This is a genomic window from Spirillospora sp. NPDC049652, assembly GCF_040675125.1.
Lineage (GTDB): Bacteria > Actinomycetota > Actinomycetes > Streptosporangiales > Streptosporangiaceae > Spirillospora.
Genome location: NZ_JBFAOF010000363.1, coordinates 1 through 6,600 on the forward strand (window position 1 = coordinate 1; position 6,600 = coordinate 6,600).

Annotated in this window: 7 protein-coding genes; 4 read left to right on the plus strand and 3 right to left on the minus strand. The window is 74.5% G+C overall.

Features of this window, described 5'->3' with window-relative positions; translation table 11 throughout:
- Positions 1-100 precede the first annotated feature (100 nt).
- From AB0J52_RS22085 to AB0J52_RS22095, 3 genes are all read left to right on the plus strand, one after another.
- A complete protein-coding gene (locus AB0J52_RS22085) occupies positions 101-1,693 on the plus strand; it encodes an acyl-CoA carboxylase subunit beta (RefSeq protein ID WP_500183724.1) in 1,593 nt (530 codons plus the stop codon).
- A gap of 63 nt (positions 1,694-1,756) precedes the next feature.
- Positions 1,757-1,990, plus strand: coding sequence for an acyl-CoA carboxylase subunit epsilon (locus AB0J52_RS22090; RefSeq protein ID WP_500183727.1), 234 nt, complete (start codon positions 1,757-1,759; stop codon positions 1,988-1,990).
- A 93-nt stretch (positions 1,991-2,083) separates the two neighbouring features.
- Complete coding sequence (locus AB0J52_RS22095; protein ID WP_500183729.1) at positions 2,084-3,169, plus strand: NYN domain-containing protein; 1,086 nt, start codon at positions 2,084-2,086, stop codon at positions 3,167-3,169.
- A gap of 400 nt (positions 3,170-3,569) precedes the next feature.
- On the opposite strand, the gene AB0J52_RS22100 is transcribed toward AB0J52_RS22095, so the two are convergent.
- Both AB0J52_RS22100 and AB0J52_RS22105 read right to left on the minus strand, forming a co-directional pair.
- Positions 3,570-3,887, minus strand: a complete 318-nt coding sequence (locus AB0J52_RS22100; RefSeq protein ID WP_500183731.1) for a hypothetical protein — start codon at positions 3,885-3,887, stop codon at positions 3,570-3,572.
- A 256-nt stretch (positions 3,888-4,143) separates the two neighbouring features.
- On the minus strand, positions 4,144-5,004 hold the full coding sequence (locus AB0J52_RS22105) for a hypothetical protein (RefSeq protein ID WP_500183735.1): 861 nt from the start codon (positions 5,002-5,004) through the stop codon (positions 4,144-4,146).
- Between AB0J52_RS22105 and AB0J52_RS22110 the strand changes: the two genes are divergently transcribed.
- Complete coding sequence (locus tag AB0J52_RS22110; RefSeq protein WP_500183737.1) at positions 5,003-5,698, plus strand: DUF6348 family protein; 696 nt, start codon at positions 5,003-5,005, stop codon at positions 5,696-5,698. The two genes, AB0J52_RS22105 and AB0J52_RS22110, sit on opposite strands and share 2 nt — an antisense overlap.
- Here the strand turns inward: AB0J52_RS22110 and AB0J52_RS22115 are convergent.
- Entirely contained in the window at positions 5,695-6,360 is a 666-nt protein-coding gene (locus AB0J52_RS22115; protein WP_500183739.1) for a response regulator, read from the minus strand. The genes AB0J52_RS22110 and AB0J52_RS22115 overlap by 4 nt on opposite strands.
- Positions 6,361-6,600: the final 240 nt, after the last annotated feature.

Genomic DNA, 6,600 nt, shown 5'->3' on the forward strand with positions numbered 1-6,600 from the left:
GGGCCGTCCGCCCCGGACGGGTGCGGGCCGTCCGCCCCGGCGTGCGCAGAGCGGGACCCGGGCGTCGGACGGGGGTCAGCGGCCGGTTACCCTTCACGGCATGGCGATGGAAGCTCCTGAGCCCGCGGTGGACATCGACATCCACACGACGGCGGGCAAGATCGCGGACCTGGAACGGCGGCGGTACGAGGCGGTGCACGCGGCGTCCGCGGCCGCGGTCGAGAAGCAGCACGCCAAGGGCAAGATGACCGCGCGCGAGCGGATCGACGCCCTGCTCGACCCCGGCTCGTTCGTCGAGTTCGACACCTACGCCCGGCACCGCTCCACCTCCTTCGGGCTGGAGGCGCGGCGGCCCTACGGGGACGGCGTGGTCACCGGGTACGGCACGGTCGACGGCCGCCCGGTCGCGGTGTTCAGCCAGGACTTCACCGTCATGGGCGGCTCGCTCGGCGAGGTCTTCGGCGAGAAGATCACCAAGGTCATGGACCACGCGCTGAAGACCGGCTGCCCGGTCATCGGCATCAACGACTCCGGCGGCGCGCGGATCCAGGAGGGCGTGGTCGCCCTCGGCCTGTACGCCGAGATCTTCAAGCGGAACGTGCACGCCTCCGGCGTGATCCCGCAGATCTCGATCGTGCTCGGGCCGTGCGCGGGCGGCGCGGTGTACTCGCCCGCGCTGACCGACTTCGTGATCATGGCCGACCAGACCTCGCACATGTTCATCACCGGCCCGGACGTCATCAAGACCGTCACGGGCGAGGAGGTGACGTTCGAGGAGCTCGGCGGCGCGCACACGCACAACACCCGGTCGGGCGTCGCGCACTACCAGGCGTCCGACGAGAACGACGCGCTGGAGTACGTGAAGTCGCTGCTGGCGTACCTGCCGTCCAACAACCTGTCGGACGCCCCCGCGTTCGAGGCGCCGGTCGACCTGGACGAGGTGGACGAGGAGCTCGACACCCTCATCCCCGACTCGCCGAACCAGCCGTACGACATGCACCGCGTCATCGAGCACGTGCTGGACGACGGGGAGTTCCTCGAGGTCCAGCAGCTGTTCGCGCCGAACATGATCGTCGGGTTCGGCCGGGTCGAGGGCCGCTCGGTCGGCGTCGTCGCCAACCAGCCGATGCAGTTCGCCGGGACGCTCGACATCGACGCCTCGGAGAAGGCCGCCCGGTTCGTCCGCACCTGCGACGCGTTCAACGTGCCCGTGCTGACCTTCGTGGACGTGCCGGGCTTCCTGCCGGGCACCGACCAGGAGTGGAACGGCATCATCCGGCGCGGCGCCAAGCTGCTCTACGCCTACGCCGAGGCGACCGTCCCGCTGGTCACGGTCATCACCCGCAAGGCGTACGGCGGCGCGTACGACGTCATGGGCTCCAAGCACCTCGGCGCGGACGTGAACCTCGCCTGGCCGACCGCGCAGATCGCCGTCATGGGCGCGCAGGGCGCGGTGAACATCCTCTACCGGCGCGAGCTCGCCGCCGCCGAGGACCCCGACGCCCGCCGCGCCGAGCTGGTCACCGAGTACGAGGACACCCTCGCCAACCCCTACATCGCGGCCGAGCGCGGCTACGTGGACGCCGTGATCAAGCCGTCCGAGACGCGCGGGCAGATCGTGCGGGCGCTGCGCTCGCTGCGGGAGAAGCGCCGGACGCTGCCGCCGAAGAAGCACGGCAACATCCCGCTCTAGGGGAGGGCCGGTTCCGGGGAAGGCTGTAGGCAGGGCAATGTTCCGGCAAAGGAGTGTGCGGTCATGGACGACGGCAAGGCGTTCCTGAGGATCGTGCGCGGCGACCCGTCCGCCGAGGAGGTCGCGGCGCTCGTCGCGGTGCTGACCGCGCGCGCCCGGGAGGCCGCGGCCGCCCGGGACGGGGCGTCCGGCGGCGGTCCGGCGTCCCGCTGGGCCGACCGCGCGCGCCTCACGCGCACCCCCGCCCCCGCCCGTCCCGGGCCCGGCGCCTGGCGGGCGAGCGCGCTTCCCAGCTGAGGTTTCGGGTCGCGCCGGGGGCGCCGCCCCGGCGCGACACGTAACCGTGGTTCACCCCCTGGATCGGGGGGTGCGCACATAAGGTGAGTGGCGATGGCCACCTCGGAGTTCGTTCCTCAGCCCGCGCGATACGCGATCTTCGTCGACGCGGGGTACCTCTACGCGGCCTCCGGTGCGCTGCTCCTCGGCTGCGGTTCGCGGCGCGAGTACCGGGTCGCCGCCGAGAAGCTGATCAAGGCGCTGACCGACCACGCCGACGACCATCTGGTCGGCGAACTGCTCCGGCTGTACTGGTTCGACGCCGCCCCCAAGCGGCAGCCGACCGTGGACCAGCGGGTCATCGCCAACCTGCCGCTGGTGAAGCTGCGGCTCGGCAACCTGAACGCGCAGGGCCAGCAGAAGGGCGTGGACGCCCAGCTCCGCGCCGACCTGGAGGCCCTGGCCCGGCACCGGGCCATCACCGACGCGGTGCTGCTCGCGGGCGACGAGGACATGCTGCCGGCCGTCGAGGCGGCGCAACGCTACGGCGTCCGCGTCCACCTGTGGGGCGTGGAGCCGACGCACGGCTCCAACCAGGCCGAGTGGCTCGTCTGGGAGTCCGACACGGTCGAGGTGCTGCCCGCCGACTTCCTCCGCCCCTACTTCACCAAGACCAAGGCGCTGCCGGTGCCGGCCGTCACGCCGGTGGACACCGCGCCCGCCGCCGGGAAGCCCGCCGTGCCGTCGCCGTCCCAGGTGTTCGCCGGACGGGTGCCGTCGGTGCGTCCCGCGCCGGGGACGCCCGCGCCGTCGGTCGAGGCCGCCCCGGCCGCCGCGCCCGCCGCCGGCCGCGCCAACCACACCGCTCCCCCGCCCACCCCGGCCACGGTCGCCGCCGCGCTGAACGCCGCCGCCGCGTCCCTGTCGGAGGGCAAGCTCGGCCCGGACCGCGCGCACATGCTGGAGATCGGCGAGCACGTCGCGCAGAAGTGGATCTTCGAGCGGGGCCGGGACAACATCCGCGACCTGCTGCCCGGCCCGATACTGCCGCCGGTCATCGACAAGGAGCTGCTGATCGAGGCCGAGAAGGAGCTCGGCGGCTCGCTCCGGCCCTACCAGGAGGCCCGCACCTGGCTGCGGGACGGCTTCTGGGAGCGGGTGTACCGCGAGTTCGGCATCGGCATCGGCACGTCCGACTGAGCTGCGTTTGGTGATTATTCGGACACCGTGCGTGCGCGCACGGTAATGTCCCGGCCGTGACCGAGCCGTCGCCGTCCGCGTCCGCCCCGCCTTCCGCGGGCGGCGTCCCGGCCACACCCTTACGGCGCGCGGCCGCGCTGGTGGCGGCGTTAGCGGTGGTGGCGCTCGGCACCGGATGCCGGGGGCCGGTCACGTTCTACCGTCCCGGGCAGGGGCCTTCCGACGCGCCGGTCGTCGGGCTCGGCGCGCCCTCGCCGTACGTCCGCCCGAGCGGCAACCTTCCCGGCGGCCTTCCGCGCGGCCTTCCCGGCGGTCCCCGAGGGGACGCGGCGGGCGTCTACGCCGGGGCGGCCGGCCCGTCCGCACTGGCCGGACCGCTGCGCGACCTGCCGCAACGCCTCTACATCCCGGACGCCCGGACCGGCGGCGTCACCATCCTGGACGCGGCGACACTGCGTCCGGTGGGACGGCTGCGTCCGGCGCCGCCCGGGCCCGTCCAGCTCACCGTGGCCCCCGACCTCGCGGGCCTCTGGCTGAACGACACCACGCACGGCACGGTCGTCCCGCTCCCCCCGGTGGTCGGCGGCGTCCGGCACGTCTCGACGCTTCCGGCGCCCCGAACCGCGCCCACCACCTCGTCCGCCGCGAGCCCGCGCGCCGAGACCAGCGCTCCTGGCGCCGAGACCAGCACACCTGGGCCGAGCACCGGCACCCTCATCGCCCACCCCGGTGCGCGCGGACACGGCCCGAGCCCGCACCCGGCGCGCCCGCACCGACCAAGCGGCGAGAGCAGAGTGCACGGACGCGGTAGCGCGCGGTCTAAGGCGTCCAGGCACGGGACGGGTCGCGTGGGTACTGGTCGTCCAAGGGGCGTGCGCCCAGGTGGGGACGGCCAGGGGACCGGGCGCGGGACGCGGGGGCCGAACGGCACGTACCCCGACTCGGACTGGCGTCGGACTGGCGCAGGTCAGGGTTCAGGCGGTCGCGGCCTCCTGCCGAGTGCGGATGAGCGGCGCAGGGGGGTCGGCGGTGAGGTGGGGCCTCTGGAGGCCGTGGTGCGCGGGGTCGTCCGGCGGCTGCCGGTGCCGGGGACGCTGTACTTCGCGCCGGACACGCTGGCCACGGTCGTGGTGTCCGCGCGGGGGCGGCGGGTGGACGTCGCGCCGGCCGGGGCGGAGTCGTGGACGACGATCCCGCTCCCCTGCGCGGGCGGCGCGGCCGACTTCTCGGCGGACGCGTCGCTGCTCGCCGTCTCCTGCGCGGGCGAGCGCGGGGTCGTCCTGGTGGACCTGCGGCGCGGACGGGTCGTCGCGGACCAGGCGCTGACCACCGGGGCGCGGGCGTCCGCGATCCGGCTGGTGCCGGACGGCTCGCAGTTCGCCGTCGCCGACCCGGGGACGGGCGGCGTCTGGCTGCTGGACGCGCGCGACCTCCGGGCCGTCCGGTTCGTCCGGACGTCGCCGGGGGCGTCCGCGCTGGTGCTGAGCCGCGACGCACGCGCCCTCTACGCGGTCGGGCCCTCCGGGGTGACGGTGCTGGACGCCGCGTCGCGGCAGGTCGAAGCCCGGTGGCCGGTCCAGGGCGGCGGGGAGCTCGTGGCGGGCGGCGTGTCCGCGGACGGGCGGACGCTCTGGCTGACGCGTCCGTCCACCGGGACGCTCGTCGCGCTCGACACCCGCACCGGCGACCGGCTCGGTCGGCGCGCCTCGCCGGGCGTCCGGGAGCGCCGCTCCCGTTCCCGCAGCCCGGCCGCCGCTCGCTCGGCGGCCCCGGGATCTTCCGCTGATCAATCGGGATGCCGACGCCCGGACGGCGTCGGTACGGTGGCCCGTCATGAGCGAGATCAACACGGTGGCCGTGGCCGAGTACCTGGCGCGGATGCTGTCCGACGGACACGGCATCCCCGCGCACCAGGACGGCGACGCCGTCGACCTGCCCGAGCACGGGCTGCGGGTCGTCGTGGGCACGCCCGAACTGCAGCCGAACGGGCAGGTCGTCCGGGTCCCGATCGGGGTCGTCCTGCCCGGATGGGAAGGCGTCCCCGCCTGGGACCAGGCCGTCGGGATCGGCCACGACGAGCGGCATCCGGTCACGGACGCGGTCACCGGCTGGATGCACAACACGTTCCCGGTGTTCGCCGCCGCGTACGTCCCCGGCACCGACCTGATGGAACGCGTCGAGCCGTTCGCGATGAGCAACGGGAAGCAGAGCGCGACGGTCTTCTGCGGGCCGCTCGGGATGCGCGACTTCGGCGGGATGGGCGACGCCGTCCGGGACGCGGCCGTGGAGCGGCCGCCAACCATGCGCGTCGTCCAGACGCTGCTCGACGGCTACGCCTATCCGGACCGTCCGATCTGGACGTACACCTTCTGCGCCAACATGGCGGACGGCCCGATCACCGAGGTCACCATCCTCAACGACGACGCGAGCGAGTCCATGGCGCACGTCGCCGACCACCTGCCGTGGGACGGCGGCCACGGCTCCATCAAGTCATGGGCGCTCGTCGTCCCCGCCACCGGCGGAAACTAGGGGCCGTCGCCGCCCGGGACGGCGAGGCCCGTCTCGTAGGCGGCGATCACGGCCTGCACCCGGTCGCGCAGGCCGAGCTTGGCCAGCACGTTGCTGACGTGGGTCTTCACCGTGTGCTCGCTGACCACCAGGGCCGCCGCGATCTCCGGATTCGACAGGCCGCGGCCGAGCAGCCGCAGCGTCTCGCGCTCGCGCGCCGTCAGCACGACCAGCCGCTCGTCCGACGGCGCGCGGACGACCGCGCCGGAGGTGAACTCGGAGATCAGCCGCCGGGTCACCGACGGCGCGAGCAGCGACTCGCCCGCCGCGACCACCCGGACGGCGTGCACCAGGTCGTCGCGGCGGACGTCCTTGAGCAGGAAGCCGCTCGCTCCGGCGCGCAGCGCGGCGAACACGTAGTCGTCCTGGTCGAACGTGGTGAGCATGACGACCCGGCAGTCCGACTCGGCGCACACCGCGCGGGCCGCCTCGATGCCGTCCATGCCGGGCATCCGGATGTCGAGCAGCGCCACGTCCGGGGCGTGCTCGCGGACGGCCGCGACCGCCTGGAACCCGTCCCCGGCCTCGGCGACCACCTCGATGTCCGGCTGGGTCGACAGGATCAGCGCGAACCCGGCCCGGACGAGCTCCTGGTCGTCGGCGACCACCACGCGCAGCGTCATGCGCCGATCCTGGCGCACCCCTCCGTCCCCGCGCTCCCCGGGGTGGCCGCGGGAGACACAGGGGCCGCAGGACTCGCGGGACTGGCGGGCGTCGCGGGCGTCGCGGAAGACACAGGGGCCGCGGAAGCCTCGGGGAACGCGGAGGTGGCGGAAGCCGCGGGGAACGCGGAGGTCGCGGAAGCCGCGGGGAGGACGGCGTGGACGGCGAAGCCGGGACGGCCGTCGTCGCGCGGGCCCGCT